The organism is Streptomyces lavendulae subsp. lavendulae (assembly GCF_002803845.1).
GTDB classification, from domain to species: Bacteria; Actinomycetota; Actinomycetes; order Streptomycetales; family Streptomycetaceae; genus Streptomyces; species Streptomyces lavendulae.
The window spans coordinates 3,967,275-3,986,978 of the sequence record NZ_CP024985.1; the positions used below are offsets into that span (position 1 = coordinate 3,967,275).

20 protein-coding genes are annotated in these 19,704 nt (G+C 74.8%); 11 read left to right on the plus strand and 9 right to left on the minus strand.

The features are described 5' to 3' along the window. The first annotated feature begins 143 nt into the window (after positions 1–143). Both ddaH and SLAV_RS17165 read left to right on the plus strand, forming a co-directional pair. Positions 144–992, plus strand: coding sequence for a dimethylargininase (gene ddaH / locus SLAV_RS17160; protein ID WP_030239278.1), 849 nt, complete (start codon positions 144–146; stop codon positions 990–992). A 32-nt stretch (positions 993–1,024) separates the two neighbouring features. Then, a complete protein-coding gene (locus tag SLAV_RS17165; protein WP_030239277.1) occupies positions 1,025–1,549 on the plus strand; it encodes a YbaK/EbsC family protein in 525 nt (174 codons plus the stop codon). A 6-nt stretch (positions 1,550–1,555) separates the two neighbouring features. Here the strand turns inward: SLAV_RS17165 and SLAV_RS17170 are convergent, their stop codons facing one another. The 3 genes from SLAV_RS17170 to SLAV_RS17180 all read right to left on the minus strand — a co-directional run bounded on the left by SLAV_RS17170 (position 1,556) and on the right by SLAV_RS17180 (position 4,450). Continuing rightward, on the minus strand, positions 1,556–2,527 hold the full coding sequence (locus SLAV_RS17170; protein ID WP_234333867.1) for an MmcQ/YjbR family DNA-binding protein: 972 nt from the start codon (positions 2,525–2,527) through the stop codon (positions 1,556–1,558). Positions 2,528–2,708: 181 nt separating this feature from the next. Then, positions 2,709–3,698, minus strand: coding sequence for an aldo/keto reductase (locus SLAV_RS17175; RefSeq protein ID WP_030239271.1), 990 nt, complete (start codon positions 3,696–3,698; stop codon positions 2,709–2,711). A 59-nt stretch (positions 3,699–3,757) separates the two neighbouring features. Beyond that, entirely contained in the window at positions 3,758–4,450 is a 693-nt protein-coding gene (locus SLAV_RS17180; RefSeq protein ID WP_030239267.1) for a GDSL-type esterase/lipase family protein, read from the minus strand. An 84-nt stretch (positions 4,451–4,534) separates the two neighbouring features. Here SLAV_RS17180 and SLAV_RS17185 point away from each other — a divergent pair, with 84 nt between their 5' ends. Further along, positions 4,535–5,593 (plus strand): hypothetical protein, encoded by a 1,059-nt coding sequence (locus SLAV_RS17185; protein ID WP_030239264.1) that lies wholly within the window; start codon positions 4,535–4,537, stop codon positions 5,591–5,593. A 101-nt stretch (positions 5,594–5,694) separates the two neighbouring features. Then, on the plus strand, positions 5,695–6,675 hold the full coding sequence (locus tag SLAV_RS17190; protein ID WP_030239261.1) for an AraC-like ligand-binding domain-containing protein: 981 nt from the start codon (positions 5,695–5,697) through the stop codon (positions 6,673–6,675). Positions 6,676–6,900: 225 nt separating this feature from the next. Here the strand turns inward: SLAV_RS17190 and SLAV_RS17195 are convergent, their stop codons facing one another. Continuing rightward, positions 6,901–8,415, minus strand: coding sequence for an SPFH domain-containing protein (locus tag SLAV_RS17195; protein ID WP_037688668.1), 1,515 nt, complete (start codon positions 8,413–8,415; stop codon positions 6,901–6,903). A 204-nt stretch (positions 8,416–8,619) separates the two neighbouring features. Between SLAV_RS17195 and SLAV_RS17200 the strand changes: the two genes are divergently transcribed. Further along, positions 8,620–9,144, plus strand: a complete 525-nt coding sequence (locus SLAV_RS17200) for a MepB family protein (protein ID WP_030239245.1) — start codon at positions 8,620–8,622, stop codon at positions 9,142–9,144. On the opposite strand, the gene SLAV_RS17205 is transcribed toward SLAV_RS17200, so the two are convergent. Further along, on the minus strand, positions 9,129–9,356 hold the full coding sequence (locus SLAV_RS17205) for an NfeD C-terminal domain-containing protein (RefSeq protein WP_030239242.1): 228 nt from the start codon (positions 9,354–9,356) through the stop codon (positions 9,129–9,131). The genes SLAV_RS17200 and SLAV_RS17205 overlap by 16 nt on opposite strands. 39 nt (positions 9,357–9,395) lie before the next feature. Continuing rightward, a complete protein-coding gene (locus SLAV_RS17210) occupies positions 9,396–10,316 on the minus strand; it encodes a DUF3027 domain-containing protein (RefSeq protein WP_030239239.1) in 921 nt (306 codons plus the stop codon). 333 nt (positions 10,317–10,649) lie between these two features. On the opposite strand from SLAV_RS17210, the gene SLAV_RS17220 reads away from it, so the two are divergent. From SLAV_RS17220 to SLAV_RS17235, 4 genes are all read left to right on the plus strand, one after another. Beyond that, the gene (locus SLAV_RS17220) at positions 10,650–12,014 is read left to right on the plus strand and encodes an MFS transporter (RefSeq protein WP_030239237.1); all 1,365 of its coding nucleotides are present in this window, start codon (positions 10,650–10,652) and stop codon (positions 12,012–12,014) included. A 149-nt stretch (positions 12,015–12,163) separates the two neighbouring features. Further along, complete coding sequence (locus SLAV_RS17225; protein WP_030239234.1) at positions 12,164–12,652, plus strand: hypothetical protein; 489 nt, start codon at positions 12,164–12,166, stop codon at positions 12,650–12,652. Between the two features lie 13 nt (positions 12,653–12,665). Further along, on the plus strand, positions 12,666–13,391 hold the full coding sequence (locus SLAV_RS17230; protein WP_037688665.1) for a futalosine hydrolase: 726 nt from the start codon (positions 12,666–12,668) through the stop codon (positions 13,389–13,391). Then, a complete protein-coding gene (locus tag SLAV_RS17235) occupies positions 13,378–14,229 on the plus strand; it encodes a 1,4-dihydroxy-6-naphtoate synthase (protein ID WP_030239230.1) in 852 nt (283 codons plus the stop codon). The genes SLAV_RS17230 and SLAV_RS17235 overlap by 14 nt, the downstream gene beginning before the upstream one ends. Before the next feature lie 80 nt (positions 14,230–14,309). On the opposite strand, the gene SLAV_RS43160 is transcribed toward SLAV_RS17235, so the two are convergent. Continuing rightward, positions 14,310–14,693 carry a cold-shock protein gene (locus SLAV_RS43160; protein ID WP_030239227.1) on the minus strand — a complete coding sequence of 128 codons (384 nt, stop codon included), beginning with the start codon at positions 14,691–14,693 and terminating at the stop codon, positions 14,310–14,312. Positions 14,694–14,870: 177 nt separating this feature from the next. Here SLAV_RS43160 and SLAV_RS17245 point away from each other — a divergent pair, with 177 nt between their 5' ends. Further along, positions 14,871–15,125 (plus strand): hypothetical protein, encoded by a 255-nt coding sequence (locus SLAV_RS17245; protein ID WP_030239224.1) that lies wholly within the window; start codon positions 14,871–14,873, stop codon positions 15,123–15,125. A 17-nt stretch (positions 15,126–15,142) separates the two neighbouring features. Here SLAV_RS17245 and SLAV_RS17250 read toward each other — a convergent pair whose 3' ends face one another. Both SLAV_RS17250 and SLAV_RS17255 read right to left on the minus strand, forming a co-directional pair. After that, positions 15,143–15,802 (minus strand): HAD family hydrolase, encoded by a 660-nt coding sequence (locus SLAV_RS17250; protein WP_167456793.1) that lies wholly within the window; start codon positions 15,800–15,802, stop codon positions 15,143–15,145. 315 nt (positions 15,803–16,117) lie between these two features. After that, entirely contained in the window at positions 16,118–17,119 is a 1,002-nt protein-coding gene (locus SLAV_RS17255; RefSeq protein WP_030239219.1) for a hypothetical protein, read from the minus strand. 133 nt (positions 17,120–17,252) lie between these two features. Here SLAV_RS17255 and SLAV_RS17260 point away from each other — a divergent pair, with 133 nt between their 5' ends. Then, positions 17,253–19,682: a helicase C-terminal domain-containing protein gene (locus SLAV_RS17260; RefSeq protein WP_030239217.1), complete on the plus strand. Its 2,430-nt coding sequence runs from the start codon at positions 17,253–17,255 to the stop codon at positions 19,680–19,682. The last annotated feature ends 22 nt before the right edge of the window (positions 19,683–19,704 follow it).

Here is a 19,704-nt window from a genome sequence, read left to right on the forward strand (position 1 = left end):
AAAGGAGCAGTAGAGGCGATCCCGGCATGCTCACGCCGAGTACCCGCCCGTCTCCGCCCGCTGACGCACCGTGTCCCGATGACGGCCGCCCACCCCATCCCGTGGGCGGCCCGGCCCCTCCAGTCACCCTTGAAGGAGTCCCCGTGCCGTTCACCGAGCCCGCCACCACCCTCCCGGCCCCCTCCCGCGTCGCCACCCGGCGAAGGCTGCTGATGTGCCGTCCCCAGCACTACGACGTCACGTACTCGATCAACCCCTGGATGCACCCGGAGCACCGCACCGACACCGCCCTGGCCCTGCGCCAGTGGGAGCGGCTGCGCGACCTGTACCTCGACCTCGGCCACCTCGTGGAGGAGATCGACCCGGTCGGCGGCCTCCCCGACATGGTGTTCGCCGCCAACGGCGCCACCGTCGTCGACGGCAAGGTCTACGGGGCCCGCTTCCGCCACGCGCAGCGCACCGCGGAGGGCCCGGCGTACCTCGACTGGTTCGAGCGCCGGGGCTACCGCGAGGTGTTGTGGCCCGAGTTCATCAACGAGGGCGAGGGCGACATCCTCACCGTCGGCCGCCGGCTGCTGGCCGGCACCGGCTTCCGCACCGATCCGCGCTCGCACGCCGAGGCCCAGGAGTTCTTCGGCCTGCCGGTGACGAGCCTGACCCTCGTCGACCCGGAGTTCTACCACCTCGACACGGCCCTGGCCGTGCTCTCCGACGACGAGGTCATGTACTACCCGGCCGCCTTCTCCGAGGGCAGCCGGTCCGTGCTCCGCACCCTGTTCCCCCGGGCGATCCTCGCCACCGCCGAGGACGCCGCGGTCTTCGGGCTGAACGCCTTCTCCGACGGCCGCCACGTGCTGCTGCCGGAGGCGGCGACCGGTCTGCGGGCCCAGCTCAGCGCGCGCGGCTTCGAGCCGATCGGGGTCGACCTCTCCGAGCTCCTCAAGGCGGGCGGCAGCGTCAAGTGCTGCACCCTGGAGCTGCGCGACCGCTGAGTCACCCGACGAAGTTTCCGGAAAGGACCGTTGTGACCTCTGCGACCGCGATCGCGGACAGCTACACCCGCCTGCTCGACCTCCTGGGCGACGGAGGGGCCGACTACCGGCTGCTCCACCACGCCCCGGAGGGCCAGACCGAACTCGCCAGCCTCATCCGCGGCCACCGCCTCGAAGAGGCCGCCAAGTGCCTGGTCATCAGAGTGGCGCTGGGACGCAAACGCCGCCGCTACGTCATCGCCGTGGTGCCGGGACACCGCCGCGTCGACCTGGAAGCGGTACGGGCGGCGTACGGGGGCACCAACGCCTCCTTCGCCGTGCGGGCGGTCGCCGAGGAGCTGACGGGCTGCGCCAGCGGCTCGATCATGCCGGTGAGCTTCGACCCGTCCGTGGAGGTGGTCGTCGATCCGGAGCTGCTGGAGCAGGAGGAGATCTGGTTCAACGCGGGCCGGCTCGACGTGTCGGTGGCCCTGCGCACGTCGAGCTACCTGGCACTGGCCCGGCCCCGGCCGGCCCGGATCGCCGAGGAGCCCGCGCCGGTCCCCGCGGGCGGCTGAGCCCGCTCAGCCACCGCCACCGTGGCTGAGGGTGACGTACAGGTACTCGTCGAGGACCTTGGCCAGCGGGAGTCCGGGCCGGCCCAGCCGGGCCGTCAGCTCCTCCTCGTCCAGTCCGCTCTCGGCGAGCGCGGCCCGCGCCCAGGCCCGGCCGGTGCGCAGGTGCCGGTCGAAGGCGGCGGCGTCCCGCGCACCGTGCAGCCGGGTCGCGATCGCCGCGTCCCAGGGCATCACGGTGCGCGGCCGCAGCGCGAACAGGGCCTTGGCGGCGGCGGTCGGCCCGAGGGTGCGGCGGCCCAGCGGAAGCGCCGCCAGCTCCCCGTACGCGGCCGCGAGCCGGGCCACGTCCCGGTCGGCGAGGGCCGCGAGCGGGGCCCCCGGCAGGGTGTGGCGGCCCCACCAGTCGGCGAGCCCGGCCCCCAGCGGGTCGGGCTCGCCGACCCGGGGGTAGCGGATCCGGCAGCCCCAGGCGTTGAGCCAGCGGTGCAGGGCGGCGCGGTGCGCGGCCCTGGACAGGTCCAGGCCGGGGGCGGTGTCCGCGACCAGCGCGAGCCAGCTGCGGTCGACGCCGGGGAAGGCCCCGAACACCGCGGCGGCCTCGCCCAGCCCGGCGAGACCGGGCGCGGGCGGCAGCCCGCCCTCCAGGTGAGCGCGGGCCACCTTCGCCGGTACGCACATCCGCCAGGCGTCGGTGACCAGCTCGGCCAGCTCCCCGTGACCGAGGGCCGACATCCGGGCGTGCACCCAGTTGTAGCGCAGGTCACCGGCGCCGGGCAGGGAGAACTTCGCCGGCTCGGACGCGACCAGCGCGGCCCGCTCCTCCTTGGGGAAGGCGAACCCGAGCTCGCTCTCGTCCCGTGAGAGGGCCAGGTAGACGATCCGCCCGATCCGGAACTTCACCCGGTCCCGGACCAGGTGCTCCTCGGTGCGCGGCAGCGCGAGCGCGAGCCGCCGTACGTCTTCCACGGTCACCACCATGGCGAAAGTCTCGCAGCCCCCGGCGCCGGGTGCGGGGGCGGTCGCGTTAGTCTCGACGGGTGGATCCGAAGACCAGAAACCGTGTCATGGCCGGTGTGCTCGTGCTGATGTTCGTCGTCGTCGCCGTGGCGGCCGCCGTCGGGCAGTAGGACCCGCCCGGCGACCGCCCCCGGCGGACCCGCTACCAGGCGAAGGCCTCCGGCGAGGCCCCCGGCCCCGGGAAGACCTCGTCCAGGGAGGCGAGGAGTTCCGCGGGGAGTTCCAGCTCCACCGCGCGCAGCGCCGAGGCGAGCTGCTCGGCGGTGCGTGGGCCGACGATGGGTCCGGTGACCCCGGGCCGGGTCAGCAGCCAGGCCAGGGCCACCTCGCCGGGCTCCAGGCCGTGCTTGTCGAGCAGGTCCTCGTACGCCTGCACCTGCGCCCGTACCGAACTGTTGGCCAGCGCGTCCGCCGAGCGGCCCGAGGCGCTGCGCCCCGACTCGGCCGCCTTGCGGATCGCGCCGCCCAGCAGGCCGCCGTGCAGCGGGGACCAGGGGATGACGCCGAGTCCGTACGCCTCGGCGGCCGGGATGACCTCCATCTCGGCGCGCCGCTCCGCGAGGTTGTAGAGGCACTGCTCGCTGACCAGTCCGAGCCGCCCGGTGCGCGCGGCGGTCTCGTTGGCCTGGGCGATCTTCCAGCCGGGGAAGTTGGAGGAGCCCGCGTAGAGGATCTTGCCCTGCTGGACCAGGACCTCGATGGCCTGCCAGATCTCCTCGAAGGGGGTCTGCCGGTCGACGTGGTGGAACTGGTAGACGTCGATGTGGTCGGTCCGCATCCGCCTGAGGCTGTCGTCGACGGCGCGGCGGATGTTCAGGGCCGAGAGCCGGTCGTAGTTGGGCCACGGCGCGCCCTCGGGGGCCATCGACCCGTAGACCTTGGTGGCGAGCACCGTCTTGTCCCGACGCCCGCCGCCCTGGGCGAACCAGGTACCGATGATCTCCTCGGTACGGCCCTTGTTCTCACCCCAGCCGTACACATTGGCCGTGTCGAAGAAATTGATGCCGGCGTCGTGGGCCGCGTCCATCAGGGCGTGGCTTTCGGCTTCGCCCGTCTGGGGGCCGAAGTTCATCGTGCCGAGGACGAGTCGGCTGACCTTGAGTCCGGTGCGTCCGAGCTGCGTGTACTTCATGGACCCCAAGCCAACTGCTTCGAGTCCACTCCAGGCAAGACCCCGTCCGCGTCGGCGTGTTACGGCCCGTCGGCCGGGCGGTAGGGGGCGCCGATGCCCCAGGCCTGGTGGAGGACGGCCGCGAACTCGCCCGCCAGGCGGTGTTCGCCGGAGGCGTTGGGGTGGGTGCCGTCGTAGGTGTCGTGGGCGATCTCGTACGCGTCCGGGCGGGCGGCCAGCAGGACCGGCGAGGCGTCGGTGGTGAGGTCGGCGACGGCCTTGGCGAGGAGTTCGTTGAACCGGGTGACCTCCGCCGCGAAGGGCGGGTCGTCCTGGGCGCGGACGTTGGGGATGACGGGGAGGAACACCATGCGGATCCCGGGGCGGGCCCGGCGTGCCGCGTCGACGAAGAGGCGGACGTTGGCGGCGGTCTGGTCGGCCTTCGTGTAGAAGCCGAGGTCGATCAGGCCGAGGGAGACGAGCAGGACGTCGGCGCGGCCCTCGTGGGCGGCGGGGCCGATGAGGGGGGCCATGTGCTGCCAGCCCTCGCCCCAGCCGGCGAGGTGGCGGCGGGCGTCGGCGGGGAAGCCGGGGGCGGCGTAGGCGTGGCTGGTCGCCGCGCCGGTGGAGGTCTCGTAGAGCGCGGTGCGCGGGCCGACGATCTCGAACGGGCCGTCCAGGGTGGCGGTCAGGTGCTGCCACATCCGGTAGCGCCAGGTGTAGTCGCCGGCGCGTCCGATGGTCATGGAGTCGCCGACGAACATGAAACGCATCCGGTCATCATCGCGGATCACGCGACAGGAACTCCTGTGATGCCGGACACGCCCGGCGGGCCGGCAGGCTGGCAGGCTGGGGGGATGCGCCTGTTGCCCGTGCGGACCGCCGTCCCCGCAGCCCTCGCCCCCGCCGCCCTCGTGGCCGCCGTCCTGCTGGCGGGTCCGGCCGCGGGGCCCGCCGCGGCCGACGACCGGCCCGGCGCGTCCGGGTTCACCATCACCGATCCGCGGATCACGGAGTCGAGCGGGCTGGCGGCGAGCCGGATCCACCCGGGCGTCTACTGGACGCACAACGACAGCGACGACGGCCCGTACGTGTACGCGGTGGACTCGGCGACGGGCCGGACCGTGGCCCGGGTGACGATGAGCGGCATCGGGACCCCCCGCGACGTCGAGGCCATCTCGCTGGGCCCCGACGGGCAGTTGTACGTCGGGGACGTCGGGGACAACCGGGACGGCACCTGGGACCACGTGTGGATCTACCGCTTCCCGGAGCCGAAGGAGCTGCGCGACACCACCGTCAAGGCCGAGCAGTTCACGGTGACGTACGCCGACGGGCCGCGCAACGCCGAGGCCCTGATGGTGCATCCGGTGACGGGCCGGGCGTACATCGCGAGCAAGAACGAGCAGCGGGGCGGCCTGTACGAGGGGCCGGAGCGCCTGTCGGCGGACGGGCCCAACGTCTTCCGGCGGATCGCGGACGTGCCGTGGGTGACGGACGGGGCGTTCTCGCCGGACGGCGGGCACCTGACGCTGCGCGGCTACTTCACGGCCCGTACCTACCCGTGGCGGGACGGCCGGCCCGAAGGCGGGGGCGAGCGGGTGGACGCGCCCTGGCAGGGGCAGGCGGAGTCGGTGACGTACACCCCGGACGGGAAGACGCTGATGTTCGGGGCGGAGGGCGCGAACAGCAAGGTGGTGGCCGTTCCGGTGGCCCCGGCCGGGCCCGCCGCCGGGGGCGGCCCCTCCGCCCCCGGCCCGGCCCCCTCGGGCGCGGCGGGCGGCGGGAGCGGGGACCGGGCGGCCGGCGGGCCGGCCGGCCAGGGCGGCGGCTACGGCAAGGGGGTGCTCGTGCTGGCGGCCGCCACGGCCCTGGTCGTCGGGGGAAAGCGGCTGTTCAGGCGGCGTTCCGACAGCTGAACTCCCGCGGAACCAGGGGGAGCCGGTCGGCGTCCCTGCCCACAGAACGGGACCGGTCATGTCCATGGCCGCCGTGACGTGGGGTGGGAGGGGTACCGGAAATGAGAGCGGCGATGTCCTCGGCCGCCGTGGCACCGCGGGACAGGTTCGACTGGTTCACGGACGTCGTGGCGCGCTCCCTCGCGCCGACCGCGCTCCGCTGCGAGGACCCCGGCGGTTTCCGCGCCGACGCCGCCGTGCTGGACCTGGGTCCCGTCCAGGTCTCCACCTTCGCCTACGCCCCGCTGCGCTCGCGCCGCACCCCGGAGCTCATCCGCCGGGGCGACCCCGAGCAGTACCAGCTGGCGCTGGTGACCGGCGGCCCCATGTGGATCGCCCAGGAGCGGGCCGGCTCGGGGCCGGTCAGCGGCGACCTGCTGCTGTGGGACACCTCCCACCCCTACGAGGCGGGCGCCCCCGGCGACGACGGCGCCGTGGTCCGCGCCGTGGTCCTGCAGATCCCCCGCACCGCGCTGCCGCTGCACCCCGACCGGGTGGACCGGCTGCTCGCCCAGCGGATCCCGGCCGGCCGGGGCACCGGCGCGGTGCTGGCCCAGTTCCTCGGCTCGGTCGACGCCCATGCGCAGGGCTGCGGGGAACGGGAACTGGCCCATCTGGGCAGCGCCGCCCTGAGACTCGCGGCGGCCTGCCTCGCCGAACGCCTCGACGTGTACGACGACCTGCCCGCCGAGGCCCGCGACGAGGTGCTGCTGCGGCAGATCGACGCCTTCATCGAGCACAACCTCGGCGACCCGGAGCTGACCCCCGGGATGGTCGCCGCCCGTCACCACATCTCGCTGCGCCGCCTGCACCTGCTGTTCCAGGGGCGGCCGGAGGGGGTCGCCGCCTCCATCCGGCGCCGCCGGCTGGAGGCCTGCCGCGCCGACCTGCTGCGGCCCGGGCCGGCCGGGCGGCCCATCCACGCGATCGCCGCCCGCTGGGGCTTCACCAGCGCGGCCGTCTTCAGCCGCGCCTTCCGCCGGGCCTACGGAACCAGCCCCTCAGAGTGCCGCCGGAGCGCCCCGCCCACCCGCCACCCGTAACGGGGCCGACGGCCCCCGTGCCGGGCGGGACGGGCGCCATGGCAGGGCTCGGGGCCCCCGGGCAGCAGCGTTGCGCGCAAGGTCAAGGATCCTTGCGCGCAACGTACGGGTGGGTGGCCGGTCAGGCCCTAAGCTCGATTTCCGGCCAGTGCCGGGGTGACCCGGCCGGGCCGCCCGCCGGGCCCCACGGGCCCCGGGCACCGGGGCCCGTGGGCCGGGCCGCGCTCAGGCGCGGTCGTCGATCGGGATCTGCTGGTGCGGGCCCTTGCCGTTCACGGGGGTGACGGCAGGGGCCTGGTGGGCTCCCGGAGACTGCTGGGCCATCGAGGCCAGCATCTGCCGGGCCATGCCCAGACCCGCGCCGCCCATCGTGAGGGCCTTCGCGAACATCTCCGACATCCCCTCGGCGCCGTTGAGCAGCACCATGTGCTCGACGTTCCCGAAGGCTCCCGCGCCCGCCTCGACGATCGCCGGCCAGTTCTCGGCCAGCTGCTGCGCGACCACCGCCTCCTGGTTCTCCGCCAGCGCGGCGGCCCGCGCCTTGATCGCCTCGGCCTCGGCGAGACCCTTCGCCTTCGCCGCCTCCGCCGCCGCCAGGCCGTTCGCCCGCGCCGACTCGGCCGCCGCGAGGCCCTTGGCCTGGGTGGCCGCCGCCTCTGCCTCACCGCTCGCCCGTGTCGCCGTCGCCGCCGCGAGCCCGCGCGCCTCGGTGGCCTGGGCCTCGGCGGCCGCGGCCGTCCGTACCCGGGTCGCCTCGGCGGCCGCCGCCAGCTCCGTCTCCTTCGCCTTGGCCTGCGCCGCCGAGATCCGGGCGTCGCGCTCCGCCTCGGCGAGGGTCCTCGTCTGGTACGCCGCCGCGTCCGCGGGCTTGCGCACGTCGGCCTGGAGCTGCTGCTCGCGCCGGTGCGCCTCCAGCTCCGCGACCCGGGTCTCCTGGACGACGACCTCCTGCTTGGCCGCCGCCTCCGACAGCGGGCCCGCCTGGCGGGCGGTGGCCGCGGCCTTGTCCCGCTCGGCCTGGTAGCCGGCCTGGAGGATCTCGCTGTCGCGGGTGGCCTCCGCCATCCGTGCGAAGGCCGTCTGCTCCGCCTCGGTGGCCAGCCGGTTCGCCTCGGCCTGCGCGATGCGCGCGTCCCGCTGCACGGCGGCCGCGTGCGGCATCGCCAGGTTCTTGATGTAGCCGGTCGGGTCCTCGATCTCGTGGATCTGGAGGGAGTCGACGATGAGGCCGAGCTTCTCCATCTCGGTGCCGCAGGCCGCCCGCGTCTGCCCGGTCAGCTTCTCCCGGTCACGGATCATGTCCTCGACCGTCAGACCGCCGACGATGGAGCGCAGATGGCCCGCGAAGACGATGTGCACCCGCTCGGGCATCATCTTCTGCTGGTCCAGGAAGCGGCGCGCGGCGTTGGCGATGGACACCATGTCGTCGCCGATCTTGAAGATCACGACGCCCTTCACCCGCAGCGGGATGCCCTGGTGGGTGACGCAGTCCACGTTCAGCTGGGTCTCGTTCAGATCCAGCGAGAGCTTGCGCACCGCCTGCACCCCGGGCAGCACCAGCGTTCCGCGCCCGGTGACGATCCGGAACCCCATGCCCTCGCCGATGCCCTCGGTCTTGTGCGTGGAGCCGGAGATGACGAGCGCCTCGTTCGGTTCGGCCACCCGCCACATGAGCTTGAACAGGCCGATCAAGGCAATGATTGCGGCGAGCACGATTCCCGCCACGACGCCGATAGCCATCGGCAACGCCCCCTTATCGCGGTGCCGTTCGACACCGACGAGGGCGAGTCTGCGCCCGGCCGGGCCGCCGGAGAAGTGGCGGGATCATTCTTGTCGCCATCTTGATACGCACGGTCGGCGCGAACGGCCCGGAGGGCACGGAGGGCGCGGACGGCCCGGACGGCAAGGACCCGCCCTGTCGGTGCGGCATGACAGGGTGGACGGATGAGCGCACACCCTTCCTGGCCCCCCGCGGACCTGCTCGCGGCGCGGGAGCGCGTCTACGGCCCCTGCGGGTTCGCCTGCTCGCCGCCGGTCCCGGAGGCGGAGAGCGCCGCCTACGACGCCTGCGCGTTCACCCTGGAGGGCCTCGCCGTCCGCTTCCGGTCGGCCAGGACGACGCCGACCAGGGCCGGCCAGTTCGTCACCGTGTGGAAGAGGTCCCCGGGCGGGCCCATCGCGCCCTTCGACGTGTCGGACCCGGTCGACCTCTTCGTCGTCAGCAGCCGCGACGGCGACGGCTTCGGCCAGTTCGTCCTGCCCGTCGACGCGCTCCGCCGCCGGGGCGTCGTCTCGGTGGACGGCGCCGGGGGCAAGCGGGCCTTCCGGGTCTACCCGCCGTGGGTGACCACCACCAGCCGGCAGGCGGAGCGTACGCAGGCCTGGCAGCTGGAGTACTTCCTGTCGCTGGACGGCGCCGTCGACACCGCCCGCGCGCGGGAGCTGTACCTCGCTCAGCCGGCCGGATAGGCGGCCATCACGTACACCGTGCGCGGCGGCAGGTGCTCGACGACCGTCACCAGGGTTCCGACCGTCAGCAGGCCCTCACCCGGGGCCGGATGGGCGAGGAAGTGCTCGGCCCCGCCCCGGATCCGTACGATGACCTCCCCGACCAGGCCCGGCCCGACGGTCCCCGTCACCCGCCCGGTCATCCCCACCATGTCCGCGTCCGTCTCCCCCATTCCCCGAGCGTACGCGGGGAACGTGTCCGGGGGACCGGGTCAGGAGTGGCCGAGGTCGGCGGACGGGAGGTCCGCCTCCGGCACCGAGCCGGTGCCCGCGGCGGGCCGCAGCGGGAACTCGTCCGTCGCCGTCGAGTCGAACACCGGCGGCGCGGGCCGCAGCGGCTTCGGCATGACGGCGGCCTCCGAATGGCCCCCGCACCCGTAGGAGAGGGAGACCAGCCGGCCGTCGGCCGGTCCGAACTCGTTCGCGCAGACGCCGAAGGCCTGGCCCAGCGAGCCGCCGATCGCGACGAGGAAGCCGCAGGAGACGCAGGACGCGGGCGCCGCCTGCGCCATCGGGGTCTTCGCGCCGAAGGACTCGTCCCAGCGGTCGGCCGCGCTGTGCAGCCCGTACCGCGAGAGCACCCGCGCCCGCCGCATGCCCAGTTCCTCGGCGACGGCCGTGATGGAGCCGCGTGCGGGGGCGACCACCCGGTCGGTGACGTCGGCGTCCTCGGCCTCGACCAGTTCGGCCATCTCGGTGGAGACCACCGCGTTCGGCGGCGGGGCGTCCTCGCCGGAGTAGCCCGGCTCCAGCCGCAGGTCGTCCGCGTCCGTCGGGAGCAGGTCGCCGGGGCCCATGTCCCCCGGCCGCAGCCGCTCGCTCCAGGGCACCCACTCGGGTGCCTGAAGGGCGTCCTCGCCCGGCAGCAGCACCGTTTCGTTGAGGGTGACGTTCTTCGCGCGGGAGGCGCGGGTCACGGTGACGGCCCAGCGCCAGCCGCGGTAGCCCGGTTCCTTGCACTCGAAGAAGTGTGTGACGACCCGGTCACCCTCCGCTACCGCGGAGACGTGCTCGCCCACCACGCCGGGGAACGCGGCCTCCTCGGCCGCCGCCCGGGCGAGTTCCACCGCCTCGACGCACAGGCGGTCGGGGGTACGCGGGGTACGGCTTCGCGTCGTCGTCGCAGCACTCACAGGTCTCGTTCTCTCCTACGCCGTCTCACGAGTGCGCCGTCCGTACTGTCGTCCACAACGACCCGTCGGTCTCGTCCGTACGTAGCGCGGGCGGAGCGGACCAGAGGGCCGCGTCGACGTCCGCGCCCGATCGGCCTCGGGCGCACCCCACTGCGATCCATTCTGCGGGATCGCGAAGAGGCGCGCGGCCAAGAGCAACCGCCGGTGGCGCGCTACGCACGCTACCTCCTCCGAAGCCTTCGGCCCACATGCGAGGTCCGATTCGCGGACAACGCGGTGGACCGCGACGCGCCGGGGCGGGTCCGGGAGGGGCCGGTGGGGCACTATGGCCACGTGGCACCCGTACGGTCGTCCGTCGACGGCTCGGGACCGGCCAGACGGGCCGGCCGGGCCGTCGGGCGCGCCCTGCACCTCCCCATCACCGGTACGGCGCGCGGGATCCGGCGGGCCACGCACGCCCACGGGGCGGGCGAATCGGGCCTCGGCCGGCTGATCGAACTGCACGCCATCAACAGCGCCGGCGATGTGATGATCACCGTCGCGCTGGCCTCAACGGTGTTCTTCTCCGTTCCCACGGACGAGGCGCGCGGCCGGGTGGCCCTGTACCTGGCCATCACCATGGCGCCGTTCACCCTGCTGGCCCCCGTGATCGGACCGCTGCTGGACCGGCTGCCGCACGGGCGGCGGGCGGCGATGGCGTGCGCGATGCTGGCGCGGGCCCTGCTGGCGGTGACGATGTCGGGCGCGGTGGCCACGGGCGGCCTGGAGCTGTACCCGGCGGCGCTGGGGGTGCTCGTCGCCTCGAAGGCGTACGGGGTCGTGCGCAGCGCCGTGGTGCCGCGGCTGCTCCCGCCGGCGTTCTCACTCGTCAAGGCGAACTCCCGGGTCACGCTCGCGGGCCTGCTCGCGACGGGCGCCGCCGCGCCGGTGGCGGCCGGGCTGCACGCGATCGGGCCGCCGTGGCCGCTGTACGGGGCCTGCGCGATCTTCGTGTGGGGGACGTTCGCGGCGTTCCAGCTGCCGCACAAGGTGGACGATGCGAAGGGGGAGCGGCGGGCGCGGCTGTCCACCCACGAGCCGCACTCGAAGCGTCCGGGGCTGCGGACGGTCAGCCGGCCGGTGCTGTGCGGGCTGCTGGCGAACGCGGCGATGCGCGCCCTGTCGGGGTTCCTGATCTTCTTCCTGGCGTTCCTGCTGCGCGAGCAGCCCCTGGCGGGGCAGAGCGCGGCGGTGTCGCTCGGGATCGTCGGCGTGTCGGCGGGAGTGGGCAACGCGGCGGGGACGGCCGTGGGCTCGTGGCTGCGGGACCGGGCCCCGGAGGCGATCATCGCGGCGGTGCTGGCGGTGACGCTCGCGGTGGCGGTGCTGGCGGCGGTGCTGTTCAGCGGGCTGCTGATGGCGGTGCTGGCCGGGACGGCGGGGTTCTGCCAGGCGCTGGCGAAACTGTCGCTGGACGCGATGATCCAGCGGGACGTGCCGGAGGCGGTGCGGACGTCGGCGTTCGCCCGGTCGGAGACGGCGCTGCAGATGGCGTGGGTGGTGGGGGGCGGGATCGGGATCGTGCTGCCGCTGAACGGGGTACTGGGGATGGCGGTCGCCGCGACGATGGTGGCCGCGGGCACCGTCATGGCCTTCCGCGGCCTCCTGGCCACCCCACGCCCCCACCGCCCGGGCTCCCCCCGCCCCCGCGTGGCCTGACGGCCCCCTGCGGACCGGTGCCGCCGGCGCGAGGCCGGCGGGCGGGGCGCCGCCGCGTGGGTGGTCCCGGGGGGTCCGGGGAGGGCCGTGGCGTGGCCGAAGACCCCCCGTGCGGCGGCGCGGGCCGGTGGCCCGATAGCCTTCGGCTCATGACCGCACCGCTTTTCCCGGGTAGGGCCCGCCGCAGCGTCGCGGCCCTCGGAGCCGTCTCTGCCGGCCTCCTCCTCCTGTCCGCCTGCGACAAGCCGACGCCGCTCGCGACGGTGACCGTCGGCAGCTCGTCGGTGTCCGCCGAGTCCGACTGCCGCGGCGACGGCAAGGAGCTCTCCATGGACAGGGTCCAGGAGTGCCTCACCGGCCTCAAGAACGCGAAGACCGTCGAGTACGGCCGCGGCGACACGCTGCGCCTGGGCGTCGAGCCCGCCGTCGTCGAGGACGGCAAGAAGTGGCAGGCGGTCCTCGACGGACAGCCGATCACCGAGCCCTCCAGCAACACCTACCGCAGCTTCCAGGGCGCCGACGTCTTCGCGACCGGCGGCCAGGGCGAGGCCCCGGCTTCGAAGATGCTCGGTCTCGTCCAGGTCGGCGAGGACGGCAAGCCGCTCGCCGTCTGGTCCTTCAAGCTCAAGCTGAAGTAAGCCGGGCACCGTCGTGCGCGCGCTCGTCGTGACCGCGGTGGCCGCGGAGGCCGACTCCGTGGCCACCGGTCTGACCCCTCATCCGGACCCGGTCACGCCCGAGCCGCGCACGCTGCGCGGCGGGTACCTCGTCACCCGCCGTGACCTGCCCGGCGGCGCCGTCGACGTGCTCGTCGGCGGTGTCGGCCCGGCCGCGGCCGCGGCCGCCACGGCCACCGCGCTCGCGCTGGCCGACTACTCCCTCGTGATCTCCGCCGGCATCGGCGGCGGGTTCGTGCCCGCCGCCCCGCTCGGCTCCCTCGTGGTCGCCGACGCGATCGTCGCCGCCGACCTGGGAGCCGGCACCCCCGACGGTTTCGTCCCCGTCGACGCGCTCGGCTTCGGCCGGAGCGTGCACCTGCCGCCCGCGGAGCTCGCCGCCCGGTGCGCCGAGGCCACCGGGGCGCTGCTCGCCCCCGTGCTGACCGTGTCCACCGTCACCGGCAGCGCCTCCCGCGCCGCCGAGCTGGCGGCCCGCCACCCGCTGGCCGGGGCCGAGGCCATGGAGGGGTTCGGGGTGGCGGAGGCAGCTGCCGCGTACGGGCTGCCCGTGCTGGAGGTCCGTGCCGTGTCCAACGCCGTCGGGCCGCGCGACCGGGACGCCTGGCGGATCGGGGACGCGCTGGGCGCGCTCGCCGCCGGGTTCCGCGCGATGGGCCCCGTACTCGTCTCCTGGGGAGAACGCCATGAGCACCGTTGAGCCGATCGGGATCGCCTACTCGCCCTGCCCGAACGACACCTTCGTCTTCGACGCGTGGACGCACGGCCGGGTCCCGGGCGCACCCGCCCTCGACGTGACCTTCGCCGACATCGACGTCACCAACGGCATGGCCGAGCGCGGCGAGCTGGACGTGCTGAAGGTGTCCTACGCGGTGCTCCCGTGGGTGCTGGAGGAGTACGCGCTGCTGCCCTGCGGCGGCGCCCTGGGGCGTGGCTGCGGTCCGCTGGTGCTGACCCGCGAGCCGGGCCTGGACCTGGGCGGGAAGACCGTCGCGGTACCGAGCGAGCGCTCGACGGCGTACCTGCTGTTCCGGCTGTGGGCGGCGGACGTGCTGCCGGCCGGGGTCGGCGAGGTGGTCGTGCTGCCGTTCCACGAGATCATGCCGGCGGTGCGCGACGGGCGGGTGGACGCGGGGCTGGTCATCCACGAGGCCCGGTTCACCTATCAGGACTACGGGCTGCACTGCCTGGCCGACATGGGCGAGCACTGGGAGTCCACGACCGGCCTGCCGATCCCGCTCGGCGCGATCATCGCCAAGCGCTCCCTGGGCGCCGGGACGCTGCGGGCGCTGGCCGAGTCGGCGCGGGCGTCGGTGCGGATGGCCTGGGAGGACCCGGAGGCGTCGCGGCCGTACGTCCGCGCGCACGCGCAGGAGCTGGACCCGGCGGTCGCCGACCAGCACATCGGGCTGTACGTCAACGAGTTCACCGCCGACCTGGGCGAAGCCGGGTACGCGGCGGTCCGCGGGCTGCTCACCAGGGCCGCCGCCGAGGGGCTGGTTCCGGCCATCGGCCCGGACGCGCTGCGCTTCCCGTAGCGCTGCGGCACCTCCGGCCCCGGACGCGCGCGTGCCCCGCGGCTCCGGGGAGCGGCGGGGCACGTGCGGACGCGACCGGATCAGACGTCGAGCTGGTCGGCCACCGCGCGCAGCAGGCCGGCGATCTTCGTGCCGTGCACCTTGTCGGGGTAGCGGCCCCGCTCCAGCATCGGGGTGATGTTCTCCAGCAGGGTCGTGAGGTCCTGCACGATCGAGGCGAGCTCGTCGGGCTTGCGGCGCTGGGCGGCCGCGACCGACGGCGCCGGGTCCAGGACCGTCACCGAAAGTGCCTGGTCACCGCGCTGTCCTGCGACGACGCCGAACTCGACGCGCTGCCCGGGCTTGAGGGCGTCGACCCCGTCGGGAAGCACCGACGAGTGGACGAAGACATCTCCGCCGTCGTCGCGGGAGAGAAAGCCGAAGCCCTTCTCGCTGTTGAACCACTTGACCTTGCCGGTAGGCACGTCCGTCCTCTGTCCTTGTACTCGTCGGGTCCGGTGGGCCGGGATGAGCGGCTCCGGATAGCAGTGCAGCGGGTCCTTCGACCCGCCCCCTCCAGGCTAGTGGTCCGGAAACGGGTGACAAGACGTTCCCCGGTCCTTCCCGCTTCACGGCTTCGGCCAGGGAACTACCCTGGTGGGGTGACTGTTACTCCTCATCCCGACGACGCGCGGCCCGGCGACGGGCTCGTCAAGGCCGGCGGCATCGTGTTCGCCCTCGGCGCCGTGGCGACCCTCGTGACGATGGCCCCGCTGTTCCTCGGCACCGATCCGTTCCCGTCGTACGCGTGGGCGGTGTGCATGCTCATGGGCGTCGGGTTCGCCATCTCCGCGGCGGGCGTGCTGCGTTCCGCCGCCGCGCAGCGCAAGGCGGCCCGGGCGTCCCAGGCCGCCTGACGGCGCGCGTACGGTGCTCAGACCTCGCGGGTGGCGACGTACTCGGCGAGCCACTGCGGCAGCGCGGTGAGGTCCGGCAGGACCACGTCGGCGCCGGCGGCGCGCAGTTCGTCCTCGGGACAGGGGCCCGTGGGAACCGCCACTGAGAGCGCTCCCGCGGTGCGGGCGCCGCGGACGTCGCCGACGTGGTCGCCCACGTAGATCTGGGCTCCGTGCTCGCGCAGGGCGCCCGCCTTGGCCTCGGCCCACAGCCAGCCGATGACGGCGTCGGGTTCGATGCCGAGGTGCTCCAGGTGGTGGACGGCGTTGGGCGTGTTCTTGGCGGTGACGACGATCGCGCGGCCGCCGAGGGCCTGGACGGCCTTGATCGCCTCGCGGGCGCCGGGCATGGCCGGGGTCGGCTCGATGGCGTGCGCGGGGTACATCTCCCGGTAGCGGTCCGTCATCTCCGGGATCTCCTCGGGCGTGAACCAGTACGCGAGTTCCTCCTCCAGCGGGGGGCCGAGACGGGTGATCGCCTGGTCGGCGTCGATGAACCTGCCCGTGGCGGCCGAAAGGGCCTGGTAGGCGGCCCTGATGCCGGGGCGGGAGTCGATGAGCGTCATGTCGAGGTCGAAACCGACCGTCAGCTGCGCGGGGACCGTGGGCTCTGGGGGGGTGGAAGTCATGGTTCCCATTTTGCAGAGGCCCGGCAAAGTCGAGGGAAAGTACACCGAGTCGCCTCCTGCCGCGCGCTGAAATTTAGCGAAATGTCAGCTCGCCCCCCTGGTGAATCCTCCAGGCAGTCTCCAACGACACTTAAATCGGCATGTCCGGGCGTGGCCACCCGGCCCGTCCGGAAGGCCCCGGCGGGGCTGCCCGAACGGTCGGGAACGGGCCACCCGGACAGCCCGGATGGCCCGAACGGCCCGGAGGGGCTTCCCGCCTGGGTGTCGTCGAAGTGGCGCCGCGGGCCAGGCGCCACTTCGACGACAGGGCCTAGACGACAGGGCCTAGCGGCGGCGGGAGCGCCAGGCCAGGTAGGCGGCCGTGGTGACGCCCGCCGTACGGGCCAGGGCGGGCCACAGGTCGCGGAAGGCGGCGCCCAGCTGCTCGCGCGGCAGCTGGGCGCCCCAGTTGCCCGCGGCCCGGCCCCACACCCACAGCATCCCGGCCGTGAAGACGGCTGCGGGCAGCCCGAGGACGACCCACTTGCGCTCGACGGGGCCGAGCACGCGGGAGGCGTAGGCCAGCAGCCCGCCGCCCACGAGCAGGGGCCAGTACGCGGTGATCGTCCCGGCGAGCAGCAGCAGGGCCGCCAGCAGCAGGAAGACGTGCGGGCGTGGGCGGGCCGCGGCCGCGGCGGGGGCCTCCTCCGGCCCGGCCGCCGCCTTCCGCAGCTCGCGGCGCTCCCGCAGGAACCGTACGAGCCGACGGGCCGAGGAAGGCGGCGGCGCGGGGGCCGTCCCGGCGGCGGGCGGCTCCTCTTCCTCCTCCTTCTCCGCCTTCTCCGGTTTCCGGAAGAGGTCCGGGATCTCGATGCCGCCGGCGAAGCCCTCCACCTGCGGCCCCGCCCCCGACGCGCCCGGGGCGAAACTCCACCAGTCGGGCTCGATGCCGTCGGCCGGGCCGAGTTCGTCGAGTCCGGCGAGGTGCGGCGGGACGTTCTGCGGCTCCCTCGGGGGCGGCGGCGCCGGCCTGCGCCGCAGTCCGCCGGCCCGCTGCACCGGGACCGCGGGGACCGTCGGCGCCGCGGGGGCGGGCGCGGGGGCGGAGGCGGGACGGGTCAGTTCGCCCAGGGTGTCCAGGACCTCCTCCGGCGTGCCGATCCGCTCCAGGATCCGCCGCACGGCCGCCGGGGTCTCCGGCTCGTACTTGGCGCGCCGACGGTCGATCTCATCCCGCAGCCCCGACACCAGCCGCATCCGGTCGCCCGACGACAGCTGCCTGCGCTGCGCCAAGTCCCCGACCCGGCTCAGATATTCGTAGACCAGATGGTCGCTCTCGATCCCCACGCCCCGGCTCCTCACGTCCCGCCTGACAGGAAGGTAGCGCGTGCGTCCATGGAGCAGCCGACGGCACAGCGGATACCGTTGACCGGATGGGGACCGGCCGACGACCGGCCGACGTGACCAGGAGGCGACCACCGTGCCCGAGGCAAGCACCGGCAGTACGACGGCGAACCCCCCGCGCTCCCTCGCCGAGGCGCTGCGCTCCCGCGACGACGTGGCGCTCGCCGCCCTGCTGCACGCCCGCCCCGACCTGCTGAACCCGGTGCCCGGCGACGTCACCCAGCTGGCCACCCGGGCCGGCACCCGCGCGTCGGTGGTGCGCGCCCTGGACCGGCTGGACCGGTTCGCCCTCCAGACGGCCGAGGCCCTCGCGGTGGCGCCCGACCCGTGCCCGTACCCGGTGCTGGAGTCGCTGCTGACCGGCGGCGAGGACGAGGCCGCCCGCGCCGCGCTCCCCCGGGCCCTCGGGACCCTGCGCGACCAGGCCCTGGTGTGGGGCGACGAGGAGCGGCTGCGCCTGGTCCGCACCGCCCGCGAGTTGCTGGCCCCGTCCGCGCAGCGGCCCTCGCCGACGGGGCTCGGGCCCACCGTCGCCGAGGCCACCGCCGGGATGTCGCCGACCCGGATCCAGGAGATCGTCGCGGCGGCGGGACTGCCCGCCACCCATGACCCGGTGTCGGCGGTGAGCGCCCTGACCGGGCTGTTCACCGACCCCGAGCGGATGTCGGCGCTGCTGGACGAGGCCCCGGCCGAGGTCCACCAGGTGCTGGAGCGGCTCGTGTGGGGGCCGCCGTACGGGGAGGTGACCCCCAATCCGACGCCGCCGGTGCGCTGGCTGCGCGACCGGGGGCTGCTGCTGCCGGCGACGGCCCGGACGGTGGTGCTGCCCCGCGAGGTGGCGCTGCACCTGCGCGGCGGGCTGGCGCACCGGCGGACGGCACCGCTGGCCCCGGAGGTCGGCGTGCACCGGGAACACCGTCCACAGCTTGTGGACGCGAACGCCGCCGGGCAGGCGCTGGCCGCGCTGGGGACCGTGGAGGAGCTGGTCAAGTCCTGGGAGCACGCCGGGCCGCTGGTGCTGCGGGCGGGCGGGCTGGCCGTACGCGACCTCAAGCGGGCGGCTTCCACACTGGACACCACCGAGGCCTCGGCGGCGTTCTGGGTGGAACTGGCCTACGCGGCCGGGCTGCTGGCCGGCGACGGCGAGGCCGACGAGCGGTACGCGCCCACGCCCGCCTTCGACGGCTGGTGCGAGCTGCCGCCCGCCGAGCGCTGGTCGGTGCTGGCCTCGGCCTGGCTGCCCGCCACCCGTACCGCCGGGCTGGTCGGCGAGCAGGACGCCAAGGGCCGCACCCTGTCGGCTCTCGGCCCCGACCTGGACCGCTCCGCCGCGCCCGAGGTCCGCCACCGGGTCCTGGACCTGCTGGCCGACCTGCCCGAGGGCGGCTCCCCCGACCCGGACGCGCTCCTGGACCGGCTCGCGTGGGAGCGGCCCGTACGCGGGGCCAGCGACCTGCGGGCCCGGCTCGCGCACTGGACCCTGACCGAGGCCGAGGTCCTGGGCGTCACCGGCCGGGGCGCGCTCAGCGCCTTCGGGCGGGCCCTGCTGCGCCGCCTCGACCCGGCGCCGCTGCTGGCCCCGCTGCTGCCGGAGCCGGTGGACCACGTCCTGCTCCAGGCCGACCTGACGGCGGTCGCGCCGGGGCCGCTGCGACGGCCGCTCGGCGACACCCTGGCGGTCCTGGCCGACGTGGAGTCCAAGGGCGGGGCGACGGTGTACCGCTTCACGCCCGGGTCGGTGCGCCGGGCCCTGGACGCCGGGCACACCGCCGTCGACCTGCACGCCTTCCTCGCCGAGCACAGCCGGACCCCGGTGCCCCAGCCGCTGGCGTACCTGATCGACGACGTGGCCCGGCGGCACGGGCACCTGCGGGTCGGGGCGGCCTCCTCGTACGTGCGCTGCGACGACGACGCCGTGCTGGGCGAGATCCTGGCCGACAAGCGGTCGGCCGGGCTGGGGCTGCGCCGTCTCGCGCCGACCGTGCTGGCGGCCCAGGCCGAACCGGGCGCGCTGCTGGAGGGGTTGCGGGCGATGGGCTACGCCCCGGCGGCGGAGTCCCGTACCGGCGACGTACTGGTGGCGCGGGCCGACGCGCACCGCACCCCGGCGCGGTCGGCGCCGGTGCCGGTCCCGGACGGGCCGCCGGTGCCAGACGCCACGCTGCTGGGCGCGGCGGTACGGGCGATCCGCGCGGGCGACCTCGCGGCGACGGCGGTCCGCAGGGAACCGGCCTCCTCGGGCGGCGGCGAGGTGCCGGCTCCGGGCGAACTCCCGCGCACGAGCGCGGCGGAGACCCTGGCGACGGTGCAGGCGGCGGCGCTGACCGGTTCGGCGGTGTGGATCGGGTACGTGAACGCGGAGGGGGCGGCGAGCCAGCGGGTCATCGCGCCCGTGCGCGTGGAGGGCGGCTTCGTCACCGGTTACGACCACACGGCGGACGAGGTGCGCACGTACGCCCTCCACCGGATCACGGGGGTCGCGGAGCTGGCGGAGGACCAGGTCTGAAATCCGCTGGCCACCGGGCCCG

Excerpts from the sequence above, each read along its gene's own strand:
- SLAV_RS17190 (WP_030239261.1), top strand. The coding sequence starts at position 5,695 with ATGAGAGCGGCGATGTCCTCGGCCGCCGTGGCACCGCGGGACAGGTTC.
- SLAV_RS17250 (WP_167456793.1), bottom strand. The coding sequence starts at position 15,802 with ATGGGAACCATGACTTCCACCCCCCCAGAGCCCACGGTCCCCGCGCAG.
- SLAV_RS17180 (WP_030239267.1), bottom strand. The coding sequence starts at position 4,450 with ATGCGTTTCATGTTCGTCGGCGACTCCATGACCATCGGACGCGCCGGC.
- SLAV_RS17205 (WP_030239242.1), bottom strand. The coding sequence starts at position 9,356 with ATGGGGGAGACGGACGCGGACATGGTGGGGATGACCGGGCGGGTGACG.
- SLAV_RS17200 (WP_030239245.1), top strand. The coding sequence starts at position 8,620 with ATGAGCGCACACCCTTCCTGGCCCCCCGCGGACCTGCTCGCGGCGCGG.
- SLAV_RS17195 (WP_037688668.1), bottom strand. The coding sequence starts at position 8,415 with ATGGCTATCGGCGTCGTGGCGGGAATCGTGCTCGCCGCAATCATTGCC.
- SLAV_RS17235 (WP_030239230.1), top strand. The coding sequence starts at position 13,378 with ATGAGCACCGTTGAGCCGATCGGGATCGCCTACTCGCCCTGCCCGAAC.
- SLAV_RS17185 (WP_030239264.1), top strand. The coding sequence starts at position 4,535 with ATGCGCCTGTTGCCCGTGCGGACCGCCGTCCCCGCAGCCCTCGCCCCC.
- SLAV_RS17175 (WP_030239271.1), bottom strand. The coding sequence starts at position 3,698 with ATGAAGTACACGCAGCTCGGACGCACCGGACTCAAGGTCAGCCGACTC.
- SLAV_RS17225 (WP_030239234.1), top strand. The coding sequence starts at position 12,164 with ATGACCGCACCGCTTTTCCCGGGTAGGGCCCGCCGCAGCGTCGCGGCC.
- SLAV_RS17170 (WP_234333867.1), bottom strand. The coding sequence starts at position 2,527 with ATGGTGGTGACCGTGGAAGACGTACGGCGGCTCGCGCTCGCGCTGCCG.